General features: G+C 37.9%; 21 protein-coding genes and 1 other annotated feature. Of the genes, 4 read left to right on the top strand and 17 right to left on the bottom strand.

Going from position 1 to position 26,788, the window contains the following annotated elements; translation table 11 throughout:
• Window positions 1-41 precede the first annotated feature (41 nt).
• Entirely contained in the window at window positions 42-1,136 is a 1,095-nt protein-coding gene (locus JZO71_RS09215; RefSeq protein ID WP_206899205.1) for a DUF871 domain-containing protein, read from the bottom strand.
• Window positions 1,137-1,323: 187 nt separating this feature from the next.
• On the opposite strand from JZO71_RS09215, the gene JZO71_RS09210 reads away from it, so the two are divergent.
• On the top strand, window positions 1,324-2,067 hold the full coding sequence (locus JZO71_RS09210; RefSeq protein WP_206899204.1) for a peptidylprolyl isomerase: 744 nt from the start codon (window positions 1,324-1,326) through the stop codon (window positions 2,065-2,067).
• A gap of 75 nt (window positions 2,068-2,142) precedes the next feature.
• Here the strand turns inward: JZO71_RS09210 and fabZ are convergent, their stop codons facing one another.
• Complete coding sequence (gene fabZ / locus JZO71_RS09205; RefSeq protein WP_206899203.1) at window positions 2,143-2,583, bottom strand: 3-hydroxyacyl-ACP dehydratase FabZ; 441 nt, start codon at window positions 2,581-2,583, stop codon at window positions 2,143-2,145.
• 240 nt (window positions 2,584-2,823) lie between these two features.
• On the opposite strand from fabZ, the gene fabI reads away from it, so the two are divergent.
• The gene (fabI, locus tag JZO71_RS09200; RefSeq protein ID WP_067482358.1) at window positions 2,824-3,579 is read left to right on the top strand and encodes an enoyl-ACP reductase FabI; all 756 of its coding nucleotides are present in this window, start codon (window positions 2,824-2,826) and stop codon (window positions 3,577-3,579) included.
• A gap of 165 nt (window positions 3,580-3,744) precedes the next feature.
• Here the strand turns inward: fabI and JZO71_RS09195 are convergent, their stop codons facing one another.
• Window positions 3,745-4,797, bottom strand: a complete 1,053-nt coding sequence (locus tag JZO71_RS09195) for a branched-chain amino acid aminotransferase (RefSeq protein ID WP_206899202.1) — start codon at window positions 4,795-4,797, stop codon at window positions 3,745-3,747.
• Between the two features lie 113 nt (window positions 4,798-4,910).
• Here JZO71_RS09195 and JZO71_RS09190 point away from each other — a divergent pair, with 113 nt between their 5' ends.
• On the top strand, window positions 4,911-5,828 hold the full coding sequence (locus JZO71_RS09190) for a mechanosensitive ion channel family protein (RefSeq protein WP_206899201.1): 918 nt from the start codon (window positions 4,911-4,913) through the stop codon (window positions 5,826-5,828).
• Window positions 5,829-6,500: 672 nt separating this feature from the next.
• Here JZO71_RS09190 and JZO71_RS09185 read toward each other — a convergent pair.
• The 9 genes from JZO71_RS09185 to JZO71_RS09145 form a co-directional block, all read right to left on the bottom strand.
• Window positions 6,501-7,079, bottom strand: a complete 579-nt coding sequence (locus tag JZO71_RS09185) for a lytic polysaccharide monooxygenase (RefSeq protein ID WP_206899200.1) — start codon at window positions 7,077-7,079, stop codon at window positions 6,501-6,503.
• Window positions 7,080-7,269: 190 nt separating this feature from the next.
• Window positions 7,270-7,770, bottom strand: coding sequence for a cyclic-di-AMP-binding protein CbpB (cbpB, locus tag JZO71_RS09180; protein WP_206899199.1), 501 nt, complete (start codon window positions 7,768-7,770; stop codon window positions 7,270-7,272).
• 111 nt (window positions 7,771-7,881) lie between these two features.
• Entirely contained in the window at window positions 7,882-8,394 is a 513-nt protein-coding gene (locus tag JZO71_RS09175; protein ID WP_206899198.1) for a metallophosphoesterase, read from the bottom strand.
• Window positions 8,395-9,753, bottom strand: a complete 1,359-nt coding sequence (gene rph / locus JZO71_RS09170; protein WP_206899197.1) for a ribonuclease PH — start codon at window positions 9,751-9,753, stop codon at window positions 8,395-8,397.
• A gap of 3 nt (window positions 9,754-9,756) precedes the next feature.
• The gene (gene racE, locus JZO71_RS09165; protein WP_206899196.1) at window positions 9,757-10,569 is read right to left on the bottom strand and encodes a glutamate racemase; all 813 of its coding nucleotides are present in this window, start codon (window positions 10,567-10,569) and stop codon (window positions 9,757-9,759) included.
• 200 nt (window positions 10,570-10,769) lie between these two features.
• Window positions 10,770-11,426: an amino acid ABC transporter permease gene (locus JZO71_RS09160; RefSeq protein WP_206899195.1), complete on the bottom strand. Its 657-nt coding sequence runs from the start codon at window positions 11,424-11,426 to the stop codon at window positions 10,770-10,772.
• A gap of 14 nt (window positions 11,427-11,440) precedes the next feature.
• Window positions 11,441-12,088 (bottom strand): amino acid ABC transporter permease, encoded by a 648-nt coding sequence (locus JZO71_RS09155; RefSeq protein WP_206899194.1) that lies wholly within the window; start codon window positions 12,086-12,088, stop codon window positions 11,441-11,443.
• An 11-nt stretch (window positions 12,089-12,099) separates the two neighbouring features.
• Window positions 12,100-12,915, bottom strand: a complete 816-nt coding sequence (locus tag JZO71_RS09150) for a transporter substrate-binding domain-containing protein (protein WP_206899193.1) — start codon at window positions 12,913-12,915, stop codon at window positions 12,100-12,102.
• A gap of 18 nt (window positions 12,916-12,933) precedes the next feature.
• Window positions 12,934-13,671 carry an amino acid ABC transporter ATP-binding protein gene (locus JZO71_RS09145; RefSeq protein ID WP_206899192.1) on the bottom strand — a complete coding sequence of 246 codons (738 nt, stop codon included), beginning with the start codon at window positions 13,669-13,671 and terminating at the stop codon, window positions 12,934-12,936.
• A 254-nt stretch (window positions 13,672-13,925) separates the two neighbouring features.
• On the opposite strand from JZO71_RS09145, the gene trpS reads away from it, so the two are divergent.
• Entirely contained in the window at window positions 13,926-14,936 is a 1,011-nt protein-coding gene (gene trpS, locus JZO71_RS09140; RefSeq protein WP_206899191.1) for a tryptophan--tRNA ligase, read from the top strand.
• A 131-nt stretch (window positions 14,937-15,067) separates the two neighbouring features.
• Here trpS and pheT read toward each other — a convergent pair whose 3' ends face one another.
• The 5 genes from pheT to JZO71_RS09115 form a co-directional block, all read right to left on the bottom strand.
• Entirely contained in the window at window positions 15,068-17,485 is a 2,418-nt protein-coding gene (pheT, locus tag JZO71_RS09135; protein WP_206899190.1) for a phenylalanine--tRNA ligase subunit beta, read from the bottom strand.
• Between the two features lie 6 nt (window positions 17,486-17,491).
• Window positions 17,492-18,535, bottom strand: coding sequence for a phenylalanine--tRNA ligase subunit alpha (gene pheS / locus JZO71_RS09130; RefSeq protein ID WP_206899189.1), 1,044 nt, complete (start codon window positions 18,533-18,535; stop codon window positions 17,492-17,494).
• Window positions 18,536-18,584: 49 nt separating this feature from the next.
• Window positions 18,585-18,803: a binding site (T-box leader), on the bottom strand.
• 48 nt (window positions 18,804-18,851) lie between these two features.
• Window positions 18,852-19,193 carry a winged helix-turn-helix transcriptional regulator gene (locus JZO71_RS09125; protein ID WP_067482388.1) on the bottom strand — a complete coding sequence of 114 codons (342 nt, stop codon included), beginning with the start codon at window positions 19,191-19,193 and terminating at the stop codon, window positions 18,852-18,854.
• Window positions 19,194-19,257: 64 nt separating this feature from the next.
• A complete protein-coding gene (gene addA / locus JZO71_RS09120) occupies window positions 19,258-22,971 on the bottom strand; it encodes a helicase-exonuclease AddAB subunit AddA (RefSeq protein WP_206899188.1) in 3,714 nt (1,237 codons plus the stop codon).
• Window positions 22,968-26,501 (bottom strand): PD-(D/E)XK nuclease family protein, encoded by a 3,534-nt coding sequence (locus tag JZO71_RS09115; protein ID WP_206899187.1) that lies wholly within the window; start codon window positions 26,499-26,501, stop codon window positions 22,968-22,970. Before JZO71_RS09115 ends, addA begins: the two co-directional genes overlap by 4 nt.
• Window positions 26,502-26,788 lie beyond the last annotated feature (287 nt).

The raw sequence follows: 26,788 nt of genomic DNA, 5'->3' as shown, positions 1-26,788 counted from the left end.
GCTCGCTATCTCGTCGGAGCTAATCGTTTTGCACCACAACCTTATTTCACGTTTTCAATCAATTTAAAGCTTGACCATGGTTTCAAGAAATCGAGCAAGAATAATTCATCTTCTGAAATTCGGCCGACCACATTCACTCGTCCATCATTTTTCATTTCTTTCAGAGCAATTTGTGTCTCACCTTTGTATTGACCGTAGCCAACATTATCAATCAAAACGTCCCCGTGAGTCATATCACGAGTATTATGAGCTGGGAAAGGTTTATCTTTGTAATAAACACGTGTCATTGTCGAACGTAAAATATATTCTGAACGATCTCCTCGGTAACTGTGTAAGTTATCAAACAAACAAATACGTTCGTCTTCTGTAATTCCTTCTTCTACATCGACTTTTAGCGTTGGGTAATCTGCGTTGAAGGCTTCCGCCATTGCTTTTAACTCTTCTTCACTTGCATAGGCGTTCCCAACAGAAATATCATCAATCAAACCAGTTAACATCAAATGTTTTACTTGTGTTGAAATCTCTAAGTCACGATGGTCTTCTAATGAACACAAACCATCCTGTGTTGGCCATGGACCAAATGTTGCAACTTGTGAATTCACAAAAGCCATTGTATTCAAATTATATTTTCTGAATTTTTCTGAGCAATAAACAAAGTGATCGTAACTTAGACCAGAATAGCGATGTGGATAAAAGTTATGTGACCCCAATAAATTATTTGTGTTTGGTGAATAACTCATGATGTTATCCACGTAGTTTGTTCCAGAGCTCATATTGATTTCAATTTTGATACCATATGGGTTACGCGTCATCTTTGCTTCTTCTGCACCCGTAAAACCAATATCTAAACGAACGCCATAAGCGCCCATTTCATCAAAAAATGATAAGTCATCATAAGAAATCTCAAGTTGTTCAAATAAGGCAGGATTAATATCTACCATTACTTCCATTCCTAAGCTATTCGCATAGTCGACTACTTTTGTAAATCCGGCTAATACTTGCTCTTTGTCATCGTTCACTTGCAACAAGCTTGTAAATACGCGTTTAAATCCATATTTATGTGCTAGATCTAAATATGCTTTATCCTTTTCAAATGTTGAGCGTTCTGGGTAAATCGAAACTCCAAGTTTTCCCATAATCCTATTGCCTCCTAGCGGTTTGCTTTTTTGTATCCACTTACATTATAGCAAACCTGACACAAATGGTCTACACCTTTTATCAAGGCTTCAAAAAGAAAAATCGCTTGCTAATTTTCATTAGGTTTTTGCTCAAGAGTTTGCTATCATAAATGTAGACTATTTTTAAAGAAGAAAGGATTCAGATATGAAAAAGAAAAAAATATTGTTAACACTTGGATTGGCTGCAGCTCTACTAGCTGTTGCGGGTTGTTCAACAAATCAAACAACTACTTCAAGCACGAAAGCAAGCACTGCAGAAAGCACGACTGAAAGTAGCGTTGACTTGAACGCTTTAGAATTACCTCAATTAACGAACGAAGTTGCTACAAATGAAGCATTGGTCGAAATGACCACTAGCGAAGGCACGATCAAAATCAAATTGTTCCCTGAATTAGCACCAAAAGCAGTTGAAAACTTTTTGACGCACGCCAAAGATGGCTATTATGATGGTTTAACTTTCCATCGAGTAATCAAAGACTTCATGATTCAAGGTGGCGATCCAAAAGGTGATGGCACGGGTGGTGAAAGTATTTGGGGCGAAGGATTTGAAACAGAAATTTCGAATCAGTTGTACAACATCCGTGGCGCACTTTCAATGGCACGCTCTCAAAATCCAAACAGTAACGGCAGTCAATTCTTTATCGTCCAAAATTCAGATGACGTCCATGACGGCTTACTAAAAGATGACTACCCTCGCGCAATTATCGATGCGTATAAAAAAGGTGGTTATCCAAGTTTAGATGGTAGCTATACTGTTTTCGGTCAAGTCATCGAAGGCATGGACGTTGTGGATAAAATTGCTCAAGTTGAAACAGATAGCAATGACAAACCAACAGCAGATGTAAAAATCGAAAGTATCAAAGTTTTACAAGAAGCTGAAACAAAATAAGCACGCAAAAAGAGGAGAAGACTTTTCGAATAAGTCTTCTCCTCTTTTGCTTTGATACATTAAAAAAGTAGTGCATTAGGCATCTTGGTTTACGATAAAAGTGAATTCACATTCGCAGACTTTTTTGTCATCGACGTAAGCAGCTGATAGTGCGGTGCCCACAGCTCCTTTTAATTTTGTGATTTCAAAGTGACATTTCATTACATCACCTGGTACAACTTTTTGACGGAATTTTGCTTTATTGATTCCCCCAATATAGGCACGTTTTCCTAAAAATTCTTCTGATTTCAAAATTAAAATGGAACCAGCTTGCGCCAAAGTTTCTAAAATCAAAGCTCCCGGCATCACTGGATTATCTGGAAAATGTCCTTGGAAAAAATCTTCGTTAATCGTCACATTTTTAGTTGCAATAATTTTCTTTCCTGGTTCTAATGTGTCCACATAGTCAATATAGCAAATCGGGTAGCGATTAGGAATCAAATCCATTACTTCTGTAGCAGATAAAACATAAGACATATACATGCTCCTTCTTTCGTTTCAGGCAAATGCCAATTCATTTATTACTTTGATTATCAAAGTATCATATTCCTAATTATTTAGCAATCTTTTTTTTATTATCAAAAAAATAGTTTGACAATCAAAGCATTTTGCCTAATAATAAGAAATCAAGGAAGTTATTTTCTTTTAAGCACTTATCTTTTTATTTTACTTTTTTACTAGACAACGAAATTTTTTGCGAAACAAAGGAGAGTCAATATGTCATTTTTAAAAGGAAAAAAAATCGTCATTATGGGCGTCGCAAACAAAAAAAGTATTGCGTGGGGCTGTGCCGAAGCTATGCAAAAACAAGGGGCAGAAATCATCTATACTTATCAAAATGAACGCATGAAAAAATCTTTATTAAAATTAGTTGGTGAAGATGCTTTTACTGTTGAGTGTGATGTCGCTAGTGATGAAAGCATCGAGCAAGCAATGGATGCTATCGGCGCTTACGCTGGTGAGATTCACGGACTTGTTCACGCAATCGCTTATGCAAATAAAGAAGAATTATCAGGTAATGTTTCAGATATCTCAAGAGATGGTTATCAACTGGCCCAAGATATCAGTAGCTATTCCCTAATCGCTGTAACAAAATATGCACAAAAGTATTTAGCACAAAACAGCGGGATCGTCAGCATGTCTTATCTTGGATCAGAGCGTGCCATTCCAAACTACAACATGATGGGAATCGCTAAAGCGTCACTTGAAGCAGCTATTCGTTACTTAGCGGCAGAACTTTCACCAAAAGGTATCCGCGTTAACGGAATCTCTGCTGGTGCAATTAAAACTCTCGCTGTGACAGGCGTCAAAGATTACCAAAAATTAATTCAATTATCAGAATCACGTACACCAGATCAACAAGGTGTCACAATTGAAGAAGTCGGCAATGCGTGTGCGTTCCTGATTAGCCCCCTTTCAAGCGGTATGATTGGTGACATCGTTTATGTTGACAAAGGTGTCCACTTATCATAAAAATCTTTAGTATTCCTTAGAAACAACTGATAAAAAAGCGGCTGACAAATGCGTCATCCGCTTTTTTGCGTCTACTATTTGATTGAGTAACAACAAAAAAAGCTGGAAAGTTATTTTCCAGCTTCTTTGTATTTTTAACTTTATTGAAAAGTGATTTTCCTTGTGCTATTCCACTACTTGGATCCAACCCTCAGGTGCTTCTACGTCACCAAATTGAATTCCAGTTAATTCGTCATATAAACGTTTGGTTACAGGACCCACTTCTGTTTCACTGTAGAACACATGGAGTTGATTATCATGATAAATTCCGCCAATTGGTGAGATAACTGCTGCAGTCCCACATGCACCTGCTTCAGCAAATTCATCAAGCTTGTCAATAAAGACATCTCCTTCGATGGCATCCATCCCTAAACGTTCTTCAGCAAGCTGCAGCAACGAATATTTGGTGATACTTGGTAAAATAGATGGTGATTGTGGTGTGATGAATTTTCCATCTTTCGTGATGCCAAAGAAGTTTGCCGCACCAACCTCTTCAATCTTTGTATGCGTTGCTGGATCTAAATAAACACAATCAGAATAATCTAGTTCATGTGCTTGTGTTCCTGGTAATAAGCTGGCTGCATAGTTACCGCCTACCTTAGCTGCTCCTGTTCCTTTTGGTGCAGCACGGTCATAATCTGAAACGATAAAGTTCGTTGGTTTTAATCCGCCCTTAAAATAAGCACCAACTGGCGTACAGAAAACAACAAATAAATATTCCGGTGCTGGATGCACACCGATGTTTTCTCCTACACCAATCAATAAGGGTCTTAGATAAAGCGTTGCACCAGTTCCATAAGGTGGTACAAATTCTGCATTTGCTTTGACAACCTCTTTGACTGCATCAACAAACATTTCTTCTGGAACCATTGGCATCAACAAACGACGCGCGCTTTGGTTCATTCGGCGACTATTTTGTTCAGGACGAAATAGATTGATTTTCCCATCTTTCCGACGATATGCTTTTAATCCTTCGAAACATTGTTGTCCATAATGTAACGCAGGTGATCCTTCGTGAATCGTTAAATAGTTATCTTCTGTTAACTCACCTTTGCTCCATTCTCCATCTTTCCATTTAGCAATGTAGCGCCAAGGTGTTTTGATATATGAAAACCCAAGATTATTCCAATCTATTTGCATGTTCGTGTCCCCTTCATGTTTTTCTCCATATTTTACCATTGGCTTAGTTGTTTGTCATTTTTATTTTGAAAAACACCCTTTCTCATCCATTTTCTTTTTTTCTACTTCTTGATACAATGTTACAAAGAACGAGTGAAAGAAAAGAGGATTCTATGTATTTAACACAAATAGTAGCAACAAAAACATCATCAAGTGAAACAATTACCGATCAAGCTGTCCAACAAGTCAATGCCTTCCAACGATTTTGGAATGAGATCGATTGGGATGCGATTCTTGCAACTTTTATTGAAAAAACACTTTATTTGATTTTTCTAGTCATTCTTTTTAGTGTCCTGAGCAAAATCGGGAAATATTTACTTGATAAATCATTTAGTCAATATTCCAAAAAAGCTAGTTTGAACGAAAGTCGTTTAAAAACCTTACACAGTTTACTTCATACGATTTTTCATTATACGCTTGGCTTCTTCTTTATCTATGCATTGCTTTCTGTCATTGGTGTGCCGATAGGTTCCTTATTAGCAGGTGCCGGAATTGCTGGGGTCGCTATTGGTTTAGGTGCACAAGGCTTCATGAATGACATGATTACCGGTTTTTTTATTATCATGGAGCAACAAATGGATGTTGGAGACTATGTCCAATTGGCAAATTTGTCCATTGAAGGTACGGTTGTTTCTGTAGGGATTCGTACATTACAGCTAAAAGCAACTGACGGAACCGTACACTATATTCCCAATCGAAATATCACAACTATCAGTAACTTATCTCGAGCAAATATGTTAGTTCGCTTAGATATTCGAATCGTCCCTGAAGAAGGGTATGATAAAATTCAGGCAGTGATTCAACAAGTCAATCAACATCTAGCAGAAAAATATCAAAATGAATTACAAACTGAGCCAACTATTTTTGGTCTCGTTGATCTAGGAAATAGTAACTTTGCGATCCGAACCATCTGCTATGCATTAAATGGTAAACAACATGTCTTAAAGGAAGAATTTCTTAGCGCGTATGTCCAAGCTTTGACAAAAGCTGGATTTACGATCCCAAATACACCAGTTGGGCCCGTTGTATAAAATGAAGAAAAACTTTGTCAAAAAATAAAAGATCAGACATACCCTGTTATAGTTTACAAACTTTTTCTATAAAAAAGAGTGATCATTTCATTTCCAGAATGATAATCCTGTCATTTGATTTTCCACTATACTATGTTGTTTTTACGCGGCATGTCTCTCAGATTATCACGCGAGTAACACTTACTCTTGTGGAAACAGCAAAAAAGGAGAACAAGAGTATGCGCTCTGTTCTCCTTTTTCTAACTAATAAAAGAAGAAAGTCAGCTTTCCCTACGCACCTTGTCAGTGGCACCATCTGAGTGTCTCAGACTGTATTTCCTTTTTTACGGCGAGAGGTAATTTTTCCAATTCTTTTGTCCTTTCTTTTTGCTTTATTTTATTTTGGCTGAAGTTTTTTCTTCTTGAATATTTTCTATTTTTTGAATCTATGCTTGTGGGTTTGGCTAGTGGTAATTACTCTTGAATAATTTTCACTCGCCACAATTTCAACAAGCTTTCTGAATATCCGTTTTTGATACTAACGAATTGCAAATATATCAACAAAAAAGAGACCGAAATATAAACGTTTCGGACTCTTAAATGGCAAAAAATAATTATATCTCATGTGCCCTCCCCCCAAAAACTAGGCTTTGGAGGTTGGCATGATCTGCCACTCTTTTTTATCTTCACTTTTTATTGAACATTCACGTCCATAACTTGATAGAAGGCATTCACCGTATCACTAATATTCCAAACGGCTAAAATAATGTGATAACCCTTGCGATCTTGCGGAACAGAGATGGTATGGTTCACCAATTTTGGTGGTACTGTTGCATTGTCATTTACTTGACCAATTCGTTCAAAATCGCTAAATTTTAATGGCTGGTTAGGATTCCAACCTGGTTTTGTCATGTAGTAATCCCAAGTACTTGTGCGGTGTTGGGCAGTTAGTGTCCAAGAAACATTTAATGAGCCAGTATTGATTTGACTCTTATGCCAACGCGTCGCTGTTTGTTCGTCTAAAGGTTCAAAACCAGTTACGCCTGCACTTGCAATTTTTCCGTCAATAAATGTATTTTTCAATGCTTCAATACTTTGTGGTTCCCACTGTGCACGACCAACATTTTGATTCAAGTTCCCTGCAGCTGCCGTTCCAAAATAGGCACGACTACCAGGTTGTGTTACATAGCCATGTGCAAATCCAGGAAGACTAAAACCAAACAAGCCAACTCCAACCAAAACCAACAATAAGACTTTACCAAGCTTTTTCATAAATGAACCTCCTATAATTTGATAGCTACATTGTAACCGCTTACTTTCGTTTTGGAAATAAATATGCTTGACCGTTTGGTTATTAAGTTGCACAACAAAAAAAACAGACAGAAGCAAAACCATTGCTCTGTCTGCTTTTAATCAACTATTTCACGTTTAAAATAACCGATAAAATAAAATGATTGTTTTTTTAATTTAACAGATTGATTGTTTCTTTTAGTCCTTCTGTTTTAGAAGTCAAAATATTTCGTCTCTCTAATTCGTGAACCATGAAATTTACCGCTTTTAATAATTCTTTTCGCGTGATGATTCCTTTAAAAACTTTGTCTTCTGTCACAACTGGTAAAAAGGGTGAGTTAACTAACAAATGCAATACATCTTCTAGCTCCCAGTTTTCGTCAACCGTTGTGACATCCACTTCCATTACATCTGCGACTGTCAATCCTTCTAATGGTTCCATGCTGATATTTTGCAAATCCAGCATTTTATTCACAACATCAGATAAACTAATTAATCCAACAAAGCGATCGTTTTTGTCTAAGACCGGGATTTTTGAATATCCGACTTTCGACAAAACAAGCAAGCCGTGAGAAAGCGGATTTTGGTAAAGAACATTTGCTACATTCTCTGCTGGAATCAAAAATGTGTCTTGATTTTCCAACAGCAATTCTCTTACTACAGGTCCAATCATCGAGTGGCCTCCATTCTTGTTTGTTCAACAAGTTTATTTTACCGAAAACGGATGCAAAATTCATAAAGAAATGATGAACTTTTAGCAAAAATTAGAAATTCGTCCATAAAATCAGCGAGAAAAGTGAAATACTAATTCCTCTACTGGTTGATGTGCACGATTATAATATTGAACATTGATTTCATCAGCTAAACTTTCAATGATTGCATACGACGGGATTTGAATGGGGCCGCGTGGTTGTGAAACACTACCAGGATTTAAAAATAAAATACCATTTTCCATCTCACAACCGATTTGATGTGTGTGACCAAAAAGTGCCATATTGGCTTCGACTGATTGTGCTTCTAAAGCTAACTGAGTCAAATCAAAACGAACATTCGATAGATGTCCATGGGTAAGATAAATGGTGTCACGACCAGTATTGATGACTTTTTTTGCTTCAAACCCCGGGCCGTAATCACAATTTCCCTGAACAACTTGAAAGTTTTCCCACAATGCATCATCTGCAGGTAACTCTGAATCCCCACAATGAAAGAAAAAATCAACGTCCGAACGATAACGTTTGACTAAGTCCACCAAAATATCACGGTCACCATGATTATCACTTACAACTAAATAGCGCATTTATTTTGCTCCTTCCAACCACTGTTGCCATTTTTGGCTCAATTTTTTCATTGCTTGTCCACGATGGCTCACTTGATTTTTTTCCTCACCAGACATTTCCGCAGCTGTATGTGTTGAACCATCTGGAATGAATAGCGGATCATAACCAAACCCATTGTCCCCTTCAGGAATTCTAGCAATTTTTCCTGGCCATTCAGCTTCTACTACTAAACTATCTTTATCAGGCGCTGCAAAGACTAACGTGCAATGAAATTGCGCTGTTCGTTGTTCATTCGGGACATCTGTTAACTCGTGCAATAATTTTGCATTGTTTCCTGCATCACTTTTTGGTTCACCGGCAAAACGTGCAGAATAAACGCCGGGCATCCCACCTAGTGCATCGACTTTTAAGCCGGAATCATCGGCCAGTACAGGCTGTTTCAAGATTTGTGCAATTGTTTCAGCCTTTAAGCGCGCATTTTCTTCAAATGTTTTCCCCGTTTCTTCCACGTCTGGTATTTCTGGGTAGTCAAACAAGGTTTTAACTGCATATCCTTCTTTGCCAAACATTTGGCGGAACTCTTCCGCTTTCCCAGGATTTTTTGTTGCAATGACAATTGTTTTTGTTCCATCTTCTAGTTGACTTTCTTTAGCAGAAAGTTCAGTCAACAACGCATGCTTTTGTTCTGCAATCAGCTGTTCGATTGCTGACTTTCCATAAAAAAGCATATCGTTCAATTGTTCGCCATCAAAGGTTGCTTCTTCGCCTGTTCCTTGAATCTCTACAAATTTTCCAGATTCAGTCATCACTAAATTCATATCAACTAATGCTGCAGAATCTTCTTCATAATCCAAATCTGTTACACATTGACCATCAGGTAAAATTCCTACACTAATGGCAGCCAAGTGTTCTTTCAATGGATCTTCTGTCACTTCTTTTTCTCTGACTAGTTTTTCAATTGCTAATGTTAAAGCGACAAACGCACCTGTAATACTTGCTGTACGTGTTCCACCATCAGCTTGGACCACATCACAATCAACAATAATGCTTCTTTCACCTAACTTTTCCAAATCGACGACTGCGCGTAAAGAGCGCCCAATCAATCGTTGGATTTCCATTGTTCGACCGGTTAATTTTCCTTTGCTGCTTTCACGACGGTTTCTGGTATTTGTTGCTCGAGGAAGCATGCTGTATTCTGCCGTAACCCAACCTGTACCCGTTCCGCGTAAAAATGGTGGAACAGATTCTTCAATTGTTGCAGAACAAATCACTTCTGTGTCACCAAAACTAATGACCACTGACCCCTCAGGGTGTTTGAATACATTGGTACGAATATCGATTTTTCTTAATTCTTGTGCTTTTCTTCCATCATGACGCATGCGTTAATTTCCTCCTAATTCGATATGTTCAACTTCTAACTCATCAAGTGGTAACCAGTCTTGCGCAATTTCTTTGAACAACTTTGGCGAGCCGGTTGTATAAAATTTGCTGATTGTTCTTCCTGGAATAGGATTGTTACTAATTTCAAAATAATCAAGGAGCATAGAAACTTCTCCGACAGTCTCCGCACCCGAGTCGATCAAAGTCACATTTTCTCCCATCACGTTTTGAATAATCGGGCGTAATAATGGATAGTGGGTACAGCCTAAAATAAGTGTATCTAATTTTTTGGTTAATAATGGTGCTAAAGTTTCTGCTACGATTTTCTTTGCAACAGAGGAGTGATACTCATTGCTTTCTACCACCGAAACAAACTTTGGACAAGGTAAGCTACTAACAGTCAACTCTGGTGCTTTTTCTTTGAGTGCTGATTCATAGGCGCCACTTTTCACCGTGCCTAATGTGGCAATCACTCCTACTTGTTTATTTTTCGTTGCTTTTAAAGCCGCGCGCGTTCCTGGAAGGATGACGCCAATCACAGGAATAGGTAACGCTGCTTTGATTTCATCTAGAGCTACTGACGTTGCCGTATTACAAGCAATCACAAGCATTTTGATGCCTTGATCAACCAAATAATTGGTCATTTCCCACGTAAATTGAATCACTTGTTCTGCTGGTCGTGGGCCGTATGGACAACGCGCGGTATCTCCTACATATAAAATATTTTCATTTGGCAATTGTTTCAGTGCTTCTTTGACAACTGTAAGTCCGCCAACACCTGAATCAATAAAGCCTATTGGGCGATTATCTGACAATGGAACCCATCCTTTTTTTTGATTTCATTCTATTTGTCTATTGTGGACTTTTTGAGGCAATTTTTCAAGTCTTGAACTTTTTGAATGGATTGCTTAGCACGCTCTTTTTCCAAAGAAAAAAACCTCCAAAAGTTAGATTTTCAGGTCTAACTTTCGGGGGTCGGCTCATTTTCAACAAAGAATTTGAGATTTTTTCTTTCTTAATAACTGTACTTCCGTCGTTCTAAAAATCCAGATAATAATGATAATGCGTAACAAATGACAAAGTACATCAAAGTCATCGCGACAAACATCGGCAAAACATAATTTGTATTTTGCCCATAAATGATTCGGGCTTGGTGCGTCAATTCTGGTAAAGAAATAATTACGGCTAATGACGTATCTTTAATTAGCGAAATCAATTGACTGACGATTGCAGGAATCATCGACTTAAACGCTTGCGGCATGACGATTTTCCGCATCGTTTCGATGTAAGTCAATCCTGTTGATAAACCTGCTTCCATTTGCCCTTTTGGTACGGCATTCAAGCCTGCGCGGAATATTTCTGATAGCATAGCTGATTCAAAAATCGTCAACGCAGCAACGGCAGACCAAAAGATATTCATTTGAATACCCACTTGTGGTAAAGCAAAATATGTGAAGAAAATGATTAGTAACAATGGCAGATTTCGAATGACATCAATCACCAAGCCAACGATTTTGGATAAATAAGGAATATTCGCAAAACGAATCACGCCAGTTAAACCACCAATCAAAAAACTAAAGATGATCGAGACCAAAGAAACTTCGACAGTCACTTTCAATCCTTCTAGTAAAAAACGGATATTCATCCATGAAAAAGCACCACTAAAATCCATTCAACTTCCTCCTTCTATGAACGAACTGCCCATTTTTTCTCAAGATGAACCATCAAATAAGAAAGGGGCAATGTAATAATCAAATAAAATAGACCAACAATAATATAGGTATCAAATGTATTGAATGTTTCACTAGCAATCAAGTCACCTTGATACATCAAATCTAATCCTGCAACCATTGCTAAAATAGATGAGTTTTTCACTAGATTGATGAACTGATTTCCTAACGGTGGAATAACTATCTTAAACGCTTGGGGCAAGACGATATAGCGCATCGTTTCTGAGTAAGTAAAACCAGAAGACATGCCGGCTTCCATTTGTCCACTAGGAACTGTTTGGATTCCTGAACGAACCGTTTCTGCAATGAATGCGGAAGTATAAATCGTTAAGCCGATCGTTCCAGCTTGAAACCCGTCTAATTGCATCCAATACATTGGTACAACTACGTAGAAAAACATGACAATGATTAGCAACGGAATATTCCGGAAAAACTCAACATAAGCTTTTGCTAAACCATTGATCAATTTATTTTTTGACAACTGAAAAATTGCCATCAATGTTCCAATAACTAAACTAGCTATGAGCGCCAAAATACTGGAAAAGATTGTAATTTTGAATCCTTCTGCAAAGGTCGCTCCATAAGTTTGTATCAATTCACTCATATTGCCCCTCCTTAATCAACTTTGCCATCTGTTTCATTTGGAAACCAGTGTTGATAAATTTCATCATATGTGCCGTCAGCAATCATTTCTGCTAATGCTTGATTGACTTTGTCCAAAAATTCTTCCTGTCCTTTATTGATGGCAATTCCATAAGGTTCGTTAGTAAATGTACCTCCTGCCAACGTATAGGCTGGATTTTCATCCGCCATTCCTAAAAGGATCGCATTATCAGTCGTCATTGCATCTCCTTGACCCGACTGAAGCGCCGTAAACGCCTCTGCATAATTCTCTAGTTCTAAGATATTTGCATCGGGTGCATGTTCACGAATATTCGCTGCTGAAGTCGAACCTTTGACAGCCAAAACTGTTGTCGAAGCATCTAAATCAGTCACACTTTGGATACTGCTTCCTTTTTTGACTAACAAAGATTGTCCAGCATCAAAATAAACGTCTGAAAAATCCACTTGTTTTTTTCGTTCATCTGTAATCGTCATCGTCGCGATGATCGCATCGATATTTCCATTTTTTAACAACGGAATCCTAGTTTTCGACGTCACTTCAACAAAATTTGCTTGTCCTTCTTTACCAAGTATTTTCTTAGTGATTGCTTTTGCAATATCGATATCGAAGCCTTGAACTTCGCCAGACTTGATGTCCATCATTCCAAATAAACGAGTATCATATTTGACACCCCAAGTAATCTCCTTTGTTTCTTTGATTCTTTCTGCGATATTCTCGTCCGCTACGCTTGCCCCTTTACAGCCAACCAGTGCAAGTAACACGATACTTAGCAGAAAGAGTAGACGAAAGCTTTTATGCTTTTTCATACAATTCCTCCTAAATTTTTAATGGTTGATTACTTTACTAATAAATTGTTGTGCGCGCTCTTCTTGTGGATTGTCAAAGAATCCTTTTACATCGCGACTATCTTCTAAAACTTCTCCTTCAGCCATAAAAATTACTCGATCTGCTACTTCTTTGGCAAATCCCATTTCATGAGTGACCACAATCATTGACATTCCTTCTCTAGCTAACTTCTTCATAACGTCTAGTACATCCCCAATCATTTCTGGGTCAAGCGCTGAAGTTGGTTCATCAAATAGTAGCATCTCTGGATTCATGGCTAGACCTCTGGCAATCGCAACACGCTGTTGTTGTCCACCAGATAGCATTGATGGATAAGAATCTTTTTTGTCTAACATGTTAACTGTATCTAAAAATTTTTCAGCATTTTTGACTGCTGTTGCTTGATCTTGCTTCAATACTTTAATTGGTGCTAGTGTGATGTTTTCTAATACGGTTTTATTGGGGTATAAATTAAAATGTTGAAAAACCATCCCGATATTTTTACGTACTTCTGTTAATTTTGTCTGTTTATCTCTTAAATCTTTGTTATTTATCAGTAGTTGTCCTGAAGAAATGGTTTCTAAGCCATTGATGCAACGTAGCATTGTACTTTTCCCAGAACCTGAAGGCCCGATGACAACAACTACTTCCCCCTTCGCAAATTCGAGGTTAATATTCTTCAAAGCATGGAATTTCCCATAGTACTTTTCCACGTTCTTAAATTCAATCATTGCCATATCATTACACTCCCATTATTATTTAGTAAGATTTCTTTTAAAGATACTTAATAAAACATATTATATCTGATAATAAAGGCAAATGTAAAGTTTCTACGTTATTTTCTACAAATATATTTTGTTTTTGAATGTTCATTTCCTTTCATTTTCCTTTGTATCCTTTCCGCGTTTTTTCATTTGACTAGTTGTTTCTTCCAAAAAAAAACGGTAAGATATAAAGTGCTAGTCTTACAAATCGTAAAGAGGTGTCTTTTTTGAAAAATATTATATTGACTGGAGACCGTCCAACGGGAAGATTGCATCTTGGCCATTATGTCGGTTCTTTAAAAACGCGGGTGGAAATGCAAGCTGACGAAAAGAATCAATTGTTTGTCATGATTGCTGACATGCAAGCTTTAACAGATAATGCAAAAAATCCTGAAAAAGTTTCTTCTAATGTGTTACAAGTCGCATTGGATTACTTGGCTGTTGGTCTTGATCCGAAAAAATCAACTTTATTTATCCAATCACAAATTCCTGAGTTATCTGAGTTAGCCATGTATTACATGAACTTGGTCAGTGTTGGGCGTGTGAAAAGAAATCCAACAGTGAAATCAGAAATCGAACAAAAGAAATTTGGCGAAAGTATCCCAACGGGTTTCTTTGTTTATCCGATTTCACAAGCTGCTGACATCACAGCTTTCAAAGCAAATTTAGTTCCTGTTGGTGAAGATCAAAAACCAATGTTGGAACAAACACAAGAAATCGTGCAAAGCTTCAACCATACGTATGGTCAAGTTCTTGTTGAACCAAAAGGTGTCTTCCCTCCAAAAGGAATGGGACGTTTACCTGGAATCGATGGCAATGGGAAAATGAGTAAGTCACTGGGCAATGGTATCTATATTGCTGACCCGGCTGATGTTGTTCAGAAAAAAGTCATGAGTATGTACACAGATCCAAATCACATTCATGTGGAAGATCCTGGTCAAGTAGAAGGAAACATGGTCTTCACTTATCTGGATGTCTTCGGAACAGACAAAGAAACAATCGAAGATATGAAAGCACATTATCGTCGTGGTGGGCTTGGTGACGTTAAAATCAAGCGCTACTTGATCGACGTTTTAGAAGCTGAATTTGCACCAATTCGTGCACGCCGTGAAGAGTTTGAAAAAGATCCAGCAGCTGTTATGGAAATGTTACGTCAAGGCAGTTTAGCTGCAAAAGAAGTAGCAGCAGAAACATTAGCAGAAGTAAAATCTGCGATGGGAATCAACTATTTTAACTAACTATCAAAATCAAAAAGTGAGGACCAAAATATTTTTCATTTTGGTCCTCACTTTTTGACTAAATATAACCCAGCCACAAGTTAGACGAGAAAGTCTAACTTGTGGCTGGGTTTTTCTGAATAAGTAAAGAATTAACGAATACTTGCGTGCAAGTTTTCTGTTAACGCATTTGTTACTTTATCCATAGCTTTATTGATTTCTTCATCAGTTAATGTTGCGTCAGGATTTGCAAATGTCAAGCTATACGCCATTGATTTGTTTCCTGCTTCAATATTGTCACCTTGATAAACATCAAATAATTGAATTTCTGTTAGGAATTTACCAGCAGATGCTTTAATCACTGTCTCTAATTCTTGGTTTGTTACTTCTTCTTTAACTAACAAAGCAATGTCTCGACTAACTGCTGGGAATTTTGTCACAGCATGATAGGTAATGCCAGCTTGTGCTGCTTCAATCAGTGAAACTAAATCTAATTCTGCAACATACGTTTCTGGAATGTCATACGCTTTGGCAATTGTTGGATGAACTTGACCAACAAATCCAAGGTATTGTTCCCCAAGATAGATAGCAGCCGTCCGACCTGGATGCATTTCTGGCATGGTAGTTGCTTGATAACTCATTTGTTCAGTAATGGATAATTGGGCAAAAATGTTTTCTAACAATCCTTTGATTGTAAAGAAATCAACTGGTTCTGCTTTTGTTTGCCAATCTTTTTCTTGCCATGTACCAGAAATAGCTAACGCAAGATGTTTTACTTCTTGTGGCAAATGAGTCAAAGGATCATTTTCTTGATAGAACACACGTCCTACTTCATAGAAACCAACATCAGTATTTTTACGAGCCACATTGTAATTAACATTGTCCAATAACCCACTAATCAAGTTCATCCGAAGAACTGAACGCTCCTCGCTCATTGGCCAGTCTAAACGAGTGATATTCGTTTCTTTCATTGCGAATTGACGAGATTTTTCTTCGGTCGTCAACGCATAACTAATTGCTTCACTCAATCCACTACCTTCAAGCAATGTACGAATGGTTCGGGTGCCTGCTTGTTCTGCTGTTAGACTTCCAGCAACTGTTTCTCCACTTGGTAGTGTAGATGGCAAACGATCATAACCATAGATACGAGCAACTTCTTCAATGATGTCTGCTTCAATTTGAATATCCCAACGTCTTGGTGGAACAACGACAGCGTATGTTTCAGTGGTTTCTTGATAATCAAAACCAAGTGCTTCAAAAATCTCGTTCACTTCTGCCCTAGTCAAGTTTGTACCTAAATATTGGTTAATTCGTTGTAGTGTGATTGGAACTGTTACATCTTCGACTGTTACTTCCGCGCCAGCTACTGCACCAGTTAGGACTTCGCCTCCAGCAAGCGCGACAATCATAGCTGCCGCAACGTCATTTGCTTCAGCAATTGTTGCATGATTGATTCCTTTTTCAAAACGTGCAGAAGATTCACTACGTAAATTGAATTGTTTGGCTGTTCGACGAATCGAAACAGGATCAAATAATGCTGCTTCTAATGCTACAGTTGTTGTTGTTTCAGTGATTTCTGAATCCAAACCACCCATAACACCTGCTAAAGCAACAGGAACCGAGCCATTAGTAATCACTAAGTTTTCTGGTGTCAATTCACGCGTTTCACCGTCAAGTGTCACTAATTCTTCTGCTTCTTTGGCATGACGGACAACAATTTCTTTCGAGCCAAGTTTGTCATAGTCAAATGCATGTAATGGTTGACCAAACAATAACAGGATATAATTTGTTACATCAACTACATTGTTGATTGGACGAATTCCTTCGTTCATTAAAAGGTTTTGTAACCATTGTGGACTTGGTTGGATTTTAACCCCTTCAATTACCCGAATTTGATACGCTGGAACAAGTTCTTTATCTTCTACAGTCACAGCGATTTTTTCACTAGCTAAACGATCAACTTCGATTAATTTTTCATCATTGAATGTTGGTGTTTGGCGATAAATTGCGCCAACCTCATAGGCAACACCACGCATGGATAATGCATCAGCGCGGTTCGGTGTGATCGATAATTCAATAATTGAATCATCCATCCCAAGGTATGAAAATACTGGCTCACCATTCACAGCATCAGCAGGAAGATAATAGATCCCTTCTGCATATTCTTTTGGCACGACGCTATCAGAAAAACCAATTTCTTGTAGCGCACAGATCATCCCATTGGATACTTCACCGCGCATTTTTCCTTTTTTGATTTTCACATTGCCAGCAATCCGTGAATTGGGTAAAGCAACGATGACTTTAATACCCACTTTAACATTCGGTGCGCCACAAACAATTTGAGATAATTCATCTTCCCCAATATCTACTTGGCAAATGGATAAGTGATCAGAATCAGGATGCGGTACACATTCTTTTACTTCACCGACGACAATTTTTTTCAAACCTTCTTCTGGTACTTCGATCCCTTCGACCTCGATACCAGTAACAGACATTTTATCTGCTAATTCTTGTGGTGTCACTGCTGATAAATCAACATATTGGTTTAACCATTTATATGAAACTAACATCCTTTTTTACTCCCCCTTGAACTGACTTAAGAAACGCAAGTCATTTTGATAAAAATTACGGATATCATTAACACCGTAACGTAACATTGCTACGCGATCTGGTCCAAGTCCAAAAGCAAATCCCGAATATTCATTTGGATCGATTCCTGACATCTCTAAAACATTTGGATGAACCATTCCAGCACCTAAAATTTCAATCCAACCAGTATATTTGCAGACATTACAACCCTTGCCTCCACATTTGAAACAGCTAACATCTACTTCAACAGACGGTTCAGTGAATGGGAAATAACTTGGACGCAAACGAATTTTGCGATCTGCTCCAAACATTTTCTTCATCACAACTTCTAGTGTCCCTTTCAAGTCTCCCATTGTTACATTTTTATCAATCACAAGACCTTCAATTTGATGGAATTGATGGCTATGAGTAGCATCATCTGTGTCCCGACGGAAAACTTTCCCAGGTGAGATCATTCGTAGTGCACCTTTTGAGAAATCATGTTTTTCCATTGTTCGTGCTTGAACAGGGGAAGTATGTGTACGAATCAAAATATCTTCGGAAATATAAAACGTATCTTGCATGTCTCGCGCAGGATGGTCTTTTGGCAAATTCATTCGTTCAAAGTTGTAGTGATCTGACTCCACTTCGTAACCTTCAACGATTTGATAACCCATTCCCACAAAAATATCTTCGATTTCTTCCATGATTTGTGTCAAGATATGGCGTGTCCCTTGTTTTACTTGACGACCAGGTAAAGTCACATCAAGTGTTTCTTTTGCTAAAGCAGCATTCAGTGCTTCTTCTTCAAGAACTTCTTTTTTACGTTCAATTTCTGCTGTTAATAAATCACGAATTTCATTCGCAAAGCTACCTACTTTTGGTCTTTCTTCTGGACTAAGGTCTTTCATTCCACGAAGAACTTCGGTAATCGGGCCTTTTTTCCCTAACGTTTCCACGCGGATTTGATTCAATTCTTTCAAATCCTGTGCGGCAGTAATTTTAACAATCGTTGCTTCTTTCAAGCTTTCGAGTTGTGCTTGTAAAGACATTGCTGATTTCCTCCTTCAAATTCAAATACAAAAAAAGACCTCATTCCTATCAAGGAACGAGGTCTTCGCGATACCATCCTAATTTGTGAGTAAAGCGAATAGCTACTCACACACTTACTTGATTAACGACAATTGCCGGCCTAGTAGAAAAAACTAGGCGAACTCAGAAAGTGAACTTCATTTTTCAAACACAGGATTTGCTCTCAGTCTATGACAAATCTCCCTGATCTGGTTTAGCCAAACTACTCTTTTTCGTCATGGTTCTTTGTTTATTTACAATTTACAAAATCAATTCTACAAGAATTTTGTCCTGAAATCAACTGCATTCTTCCTCAGTGACCCACTTTTCACTCCAAACTTGTAACTGTTTGATTGAGTTTTGTAGATCTGCTCCTTTTTCAGTCAAAAGATACTCAGAACGATTAGATTCATTACAGGAAATATTTCGAGTAACAATTCCTTCTTTTTCTAACTCTTTTAGACGCTCGACTAATACTCGATCGCTAACCATCGGAATCTTTGCAGCAAGATCAACAAAGCGTTGCGGACCATTTTCTAGTAGTACATCAATAATTAACCCGTTCCATTTTTTCCCCAAAATCGAGAAAGTTTTCTCAAACTTCGGACATAGAACAAAGTCTGTCTGTGTAAGCTCCATCTTACTCACCTCTTTTTGAAGAGTATAGCATAATACTTACAAAGTGTAAGCAACTTATGCTTATTCATAATCTTTTGTTAACATTTATGATTTTTTTACCACGTAATAAAACTAAAAAGGTATTCGTTACAGGTTTCCCTAAAGAATCTGCCAATGCTTGTTGGTAAAGTCGGAGTTGTCCTAAATATTTTTGGACAACTTTATCAATCTCAGCTGGATTATCTGGATTCATAAGAAAATCTGTTTTGAAATCATAAAGATAAATTTCATCTACAAATTCAATATAACCGTCAACGATTCCGTGAATAAGTAACTCATCGCTTTCATCTGGATAATTTTCAAACACTTCTTCTGCTGTCATCAACATCGCAAATGGTTGCTCTCTCTTCACTTTTGTGGCGTTCTCCAATAACTGCTTTCCAAGCTCTGTTTCAAAAAACCAAAGAATCGCAGAAATGTCGACTTTTTTTGCCACTTGTTGATCTACTAATCTTTTTTTGACTAGCTCTGCTAATAAAGTTTGGATTGATTCTTCTGTTGGTGGCACCAACGGTAATAATTGCAACAATGTATGTGTGACTGTTCCAATTGCACTTGCCGATACCCCTTTTTGTAAAAATTTAGGCTCAGCCAACTGTTCTTGTGTATAACGAAATTGTTGATTTTTTGCTTTTGTTTGATTGTCTTCCCAACTTAACTTTGTTGCCTGACTATCATCTGGATCCTCAAATAATCGCTTGATTTCCGAAACTGATTGGTAACTGGTCGTTTGAGTGGCAGCCTGATAAGGATAAACATATGCTAAACGTTGACGCAGAGTTTCTGATAAGCCAATTTGGTTTTCTTCCGATTTAATTAAAGAAGGTCCACGCTGTGCAAGCTGGTGACGCTTTTCGACTAACGCTTGTTGATCCATCCATAAAACGCTAAAGGAATCTTTCGCATCAGCTAAAGTCATTGTTGACTCGTCCTCCAAATATTCGGACATTCGAGGATGACGAATCAAGCTATAGCCAATCCAATTCATTAAGCTCCCTCGACCTTTTAAACGGAGCGCTGGATCCAGAACAAGTTCCGCTGTATTTCGCGCTTCGCTCCACGTTTTAATCGTTTGTTCGCGACTCTTATAGGAGCCAACAATAAACAGTTTTTGTTCCGCCCGAGTCAATCCGACATATAACTTACGCATTTCCTCCGATAATAATTTGTTTTGTCTAGCTAATTTGATTGCTTGAAAAGGTAATGTATCAAACAACACGCGAGTTTGCGGATCCATATAGCGGATTCCTGCACCTAATTTTTCTTCAAATACATAACGTTTTCGTAGATCTTGTAAATTGAATTCTTTCGTCATGTCCAGCAAAAAGACAACGGGAAACTCTAGTCCTTTACTCGCGTGAATCGTCATCACCCGCACTGCATTGTCTTCCACCGCAATGACAGGTTCTGCCAAATCTTTGTCCTTTTCTTGCATTTTTTCGATAAAACGAACAAACTGATACAGCCCTCGAAACGAACTTTGCTCATAAGCTTTCGCACGATCCACTAGCGCATATAAGTTTGCTTGTCGCTGGACACCAGCCGGTAATCCTACCACATATTCTAAGTAACCTGTTTCGTAGTAAATAGCCCAAAGCAAGTCTGCAATTGAAGAGCGCCGTGCAAGTTCACGCCACTTATCCAATAATTCTTTAAAATCAGAGAGCTTAACACTCAAGTGATCTTGATTCAATTTTTCATAAGTCAAAAACGCATCAAAGAATGTATGGTTTCGATCTGCTAAGCGAATCTGTGCCAATTCAGGTTCAATCAAGCCAACGATTGGCGAACGTAAAATAGCTACCAAAGGAATATCTTGATAAGGATTATCAATGATTTGTAGTAATGAAATCATTGTCCGAATCTCCGTTGCTTGGAAATAGTTTTGGGCGTCGTTCATTTCCAATGGAATATCTAATGTCTTAAACACATCTAAGATCGTTAAATTATTTTTTTTCGTCGGTGTTAGCAGAACAATATCGCCATATTCAACTGGTCGATTCACTTTCAATTTTTTATCATAGATTTCCCACTTACTATCAACTAATTCACGAATTTTCAACCCTGTCATCAATAATTCGCCTTCTGTTTTATCTTCAAGAAAATCATCCGAAGGTAACTCTTCCGTGGTTTCTTCCTGTTCTTTTTCATAAATCAAAATTTCTGGATCAAACTGCGTACTTTTAGGAAAATCAGGAAACCCTAGCGCTAATTTTGCTGCTTCATCATAAGTAATCTGACCAACTTGCTCATCCATAATCTGACTAAAAATCAGATTAGTGAATCTTAATACTTCTTCTCGTGAACGAAAATTTTCTGCCAGAACGATTCTTCTACCGCCTTCTGCTTTTGAAAAATCTTGATATTTTTTGATAAATAAACTTGGATCAGCTAAACGGAAAGAGTAAATGGATTGCTTGACATCCCCAACCATGAAAAGATTCCCGTTCGTTGGGTCTGGTTCTCTTAACCAGTATAAAATTGCCTCTTGCAGTTGATTGACGTCCTGATACTCATCAACCATTACTTCTTTAAATTTCTCTCGATAATAGTTCGAGGCTTCACTTGCTGCCCAACTGTTCGCCGTTCTTTTGGTCAAAATCATCAGTGCTAAATGCTCTAGGTCATTAAAATCTAATACACCTTTTTCACGTTTCTTTTCACTAAAACCGGTCATAAATGCTTGCGTTACTTGACACATCTCTTCCACTAAAGGAAGAGTTTGTGCCATAATGGCTTCCATTTGCGCTGGTGAAACAACAAAATAATTCTTACTAATTTCTTGAATCGTTTTTTTCGATCGATCTCGAAGAGCTTTTATTTCTGCTGATAACTCTTTCAACTCTGCTTTCCTACTGCTTTTAAATGTTGAAAAGGTTAAATTCTCTAATCCTTGATAAGCAACATCTAGTTGGTCTTGTATAAATGCCTCATAGATTGCGTTGATTCTTTCATGCTCCTCGGAAACCTGGTCATACATTTTTTCCAAACCTTCCGTCTGCGCTAAGCGAACCATTTCTTCGTAAGCTTGTATACATTGAAAAACATCTGCCAAAATCAACGGGCGTAGTTGCTCTTGATATAGTGCCGATTCGCCAAGTGAGCCTTCTAAGCGATAAGCATCACTCAAACCTTTAAGCCAATTAGCTGGATCTGGATTAGCACGCGCAAATTCATAAAGAGAAAAGACCAAATCAGTCAATCCTTCATCTGACCGATCATTTGAAAAGTTTGTCGTTAATTGGAAAAACCGTTCATTTTTTTCTCCGTAAAGGTGTTCACGTAATTCGTCCCACACATCTTCTTTCATCAACAAAGTTTCTGTTTCATCAGTTAACATTCGAAAAACCGGATCGATATCAATCAAGTAATAAAAACGACGAATGACAGTTAAACAAAATGCATGTAGTGTCGAAATATTAGCAGTAGGTAGCAACATCAATTGCTTCGTAAAATGTTGTTGATGTTGTGTATCTGTTTCCTCATTGATTGCCGACTGCAAAGCTTCTTGGATTCTTTCTTTCATTTCACGTGCAGCAGCTTCAGTAAACGTAACAATCAAGAGTTCATCAATATTTACGCCCATTTTAAGTTTTTCAATCACACGACGAACAAGAACCGTCGTTTTCCCAGATCCTGCTGAAGCGGAGACAAGTAAATTGTCCCCACGGTCAAAAATAGCTTGCCATTGTTCATCTGTAAAACGTTCATTTTGGGGTTTTAACGGAATCTGACTCACTCTTCTTCACCTCGTTTCAAAATTCTGCGTAATGCTTCATCCTTGTCCAATTTTTCTAAACGATGATAATTATTTTCTTTTAACATTACATCGAAAGTACAGACACTTCGAAATGGACAAAATTGACAAGCAATACGCTGCTTATCTTTATACGCTGGATTCAGTTTGATTTCTCCCGAAGTGATTGCTTCACCAGCTAAACGCATATTTTTACGATTATGTGCCATAAACTGATGCAATTCTTCCTCTGTAAAGAATTTTTCTTTACTGTAGCTGCCTTTTTGATACTCATCTTTCGCATTTTTTTTCACTGGATAGATCAAAGATTGTTCTTTCGCTTCTAGCGAATGATCAAGAACTTCCAACAATCCCGGATCGTCAACAAAAACGCCATCATAACTAAATTTTTTCAACGTATTCTTTTCAATTTCTTCATTTTCTGTTAATACAGGATTATGGACATGTAAATAGTAGGAACCAGCAGGCTTGACTGTAGCTTGTCCGGTTAAGCGTACTGCGTCCATCAAAGCGACATCTAAGTAAGTCAGCAGTTGCATAGCCATTCCATAGTAGGCCTCCGTAACATCAAATGTTCGCCCACTTGATTTATAGTCCACGACACTTAACCATGTTTCCTCTTGCTCCGTTGCCGTATCGATACGGTCGATTTTACCTCGAACATGAAGTTTTCCGCCATTTTGCAAAGGTAATTCCAAACCAGGGATTCCTTTTGCCCCAGCAATTTGTCCAAATAAAATCTCTGTTTGTAATGGATGTAGCCCCGTATTTTTACTTTGCTTTTGTAACGCCCATGCAACTTTTTGGATTGTTTGACTCAATTGATAGCGAATATAGTTCATCCGTGCAGAGCTATCTAAAATTTCAAAGCGTAATTCACCAAACACGTCTTGGAGAACTTTTTCAGTGAAGTCTTGACGTTCTTTTTCTGTCATACTAACAAGTGAAAGTTGATTTGAAAATAATAATTTGAAGAAACGATCTAGTGACTCATGATAAAAGTCCCCTGTTGCTGCGGGTGTCAACCCATAGATCATACGTTCTTTCAACTTCAAGCCAAATTGAACAAAGTATTTATATTCACAATTGTAGAAATTTTCCATCCGAGAAATAGATGTATAGATTTCTTTTCCGTATAACTGTTCTGCTAATTCTGTTGGTAATGAAACTGGAACATTCAAATGAGACTGACTTTCAAATACACGCAAAGCAAAATTTCGCCAAGGAGAATGAAGTACAACTTCTCTTAATTCGGTCCAAACTTTCGCTAATTGTTGTTTCTCATCCGCTGCCAAACGAAACATTCGATTCAATGCATCAATAGCACTCCGATACGTGCCAATATAATTTGCTGGATCACTAGTTACCATCAACCGTGTCTTTTTCTCGATTGGAATTGCCAAGTAACGATTGATTCGTTGTAAATAAGGAGAAATTTTCAAACTTCGATCCGTATCATAACTTTGCGCATAGCTTAAATAAAGTCGCTCTGTCCCTGAAAGAAAGACCAAATAAGCTTGAAAAGGCTCAGAAGACATACTTTCCGTTGCAGGATCAAACAAATACTGGTCTTCAGCCAATGCTTGATTCAACTGTTCTCGTTCTTCACTAGACAACAATCCTTTTGTTTCTTGACGAGCTGGAAAAGTCTGATCATTCAAGCCCAAAGCAAAAGTGATTTTTGCTTGATTTGGCCGAACCAATTCTAAGCGATTCACTTGAACTTGATCAATTGCTGTAGGGATCTTACCATAACTTAGGTTTTCTAATCCACTGCTGATAATCTCTTGGAAGATTCCCCATTCGAAACTGGTTTCTCCATATATCAATGCAAACTCGTCCAATAAGTCAATCAACGCACCCCATGTTTGCTCATGATTTCTTGCTTGAGCTAAGTTTCCGCGAGCCACTTCTTGGTTTCGCCAAAATAAAAGCTGTTGACGGACACCACTCGTTACTAAAAACTGATAAAAAACATTAGCGGCTTCTTGTCCATTTTCACAATTTTTGATTTTTTTAAAGAAAATTGGGATATTACTCTGGAATAAGCGTCGAATTTCATTTGATTGCTCTTGTAGTTCTTGGACATCTTCCAGCTCTTCTGATTCAAAGTTGTAAGAAACAAACGTCCAATCCTTTGCACGGGTCCAATAATTTCCTTGATAATTATAAGCCAAAGCAACATTTTCTGTGAGGTCCAGTTTCTTACGAAAGTCATCTCTTATAACTTGCCAGTCTTCTTGTTCTAATTCGGGATTTTCTGGAGCAATCAATAACTCCGTTTTGAAAAATCGCATAATATCACTCAACCGATACGCGTAACGATCCAAAGCAAACAAACTATTAATCCATTCAATCAAGGGATGATTTTCCATTAATTGTTCTTCATCAAGATAAAATGGAATCGCCATTTCTTGAAAAATCGGTTTTAGTAAATTGCCATAAAGAAGCATATCTTTCGTCAATACTTGGATATCACGATACCGACATTCTCCCTCACTTACCAAACGACGAATTTCTACAGCAAGCTGTTGGACTTCTTCTGTCGGTGTCTCCGCCTCCCACAAATGAATCGTCTTTTGTGCACCGATTTTTCGCGAACGATTTTGCTTTTGACTACTTGTTTCTTCCCACATATCTTGTAATGCAGCTAACGCCTCTGGTACTTCTTTTGCTGGTGCATATTGATCAACTAAAATCGGCGCACGCTGTTTTCTTGCTCCATTCAACAGGCGAAAATATAACTTACCTGTTTCGTGAAATAAATTTAAAGGTTCAGGTACTTCATTAGGATAAGGTCTGTCAAGTAATAAATCGACAACCAGATTTCCTTTTGCCATCATTGCGCTCAACAGCTGATACTCCTGCGCATTGATTCGAGAAAAGCCCGTCATCAAAAATTTCACATGTTGAAAATCATGTTGGTAGAGATATTCACTCAAAATCGCCAAAGCATCTTCAGCTTGTAACATGCGTTCAAATAATTCTTCTTCATACGCAGAAAAAATCAACCGCAAATCTTGCATTTTCAATTGTTGATCTGCTTCTTTTGGACTTTCCCTCATTAAGCTAGCCGTTAAATCACTGGGCTGAACATTTCCTGTGCGCATTTCTTCATACAATTCTTGGAGTTGCTTGATAAATCCTTTTTTGTTGACTTCTCCACGAAAAATAGTCAACTTTTCACGATTTTTTTCTAAAATCTGACGCAGAATCATTGCTGAGCCAGTTTCGGTGATGCTATTCCCTGAAAGCAAAGTTGTCTGTTGCAAAATGTACCATGCGAGTCGATAAAAACTGAAAACTTGGACATTTGTTGTACTAAAAGTTTTTGTTCCTTTGCGCTGACGTAACATTGCTAATAATTCTTGTTCTTGTTCAAATTTATTGTAATTAGGGACAAGGAAAAAGACTTGGTTTTGAGGAGCTGCTTCTAACCAAGCCGTCGCCTCATCAATTAATGCTGTTCGATGATCTTTTTTACCTGAGCCGAGAATAAATTGTAAAGACATTTTACTCCTCCTTTACTTTTTGATGCTCCTCTATTATAACAAAAAAACTGAACATTCGTTCTACTTATCAAGGTTTTTGGTGAAAAGAAATAACTTTTAAAAAAAGGTTGTGGTGCAAAGCGGTCAGCTTCGACAAAATAATGAGCAACTGACAAAAATAGCTTTCCATATTTTTGGTCAGTTACGAATTATTTCGAGAAGTTGCTTTGAGAACACCGTGGATAAGGTTGTGGCGCAAAACACCTAACTCCCACCAGAGAGCGCGCAAGCACTTAAAATAGCTTTTC

Source organism: Candidatus Enterococcus courvalinii (genome assembly GCF_017315945.1).
Classification (GTDB): Bacteria; Bacillota; Bacilli; order Lactobacillales; family Enterococcaceae; genus Enterococcus_B; species Enterococcus_B courvalinii.
The sequence above is the reverse complement of the archived record's forward strand: the minus strand, read 5'-3'. Positions and strand labels throughout refer to the sequence as shown.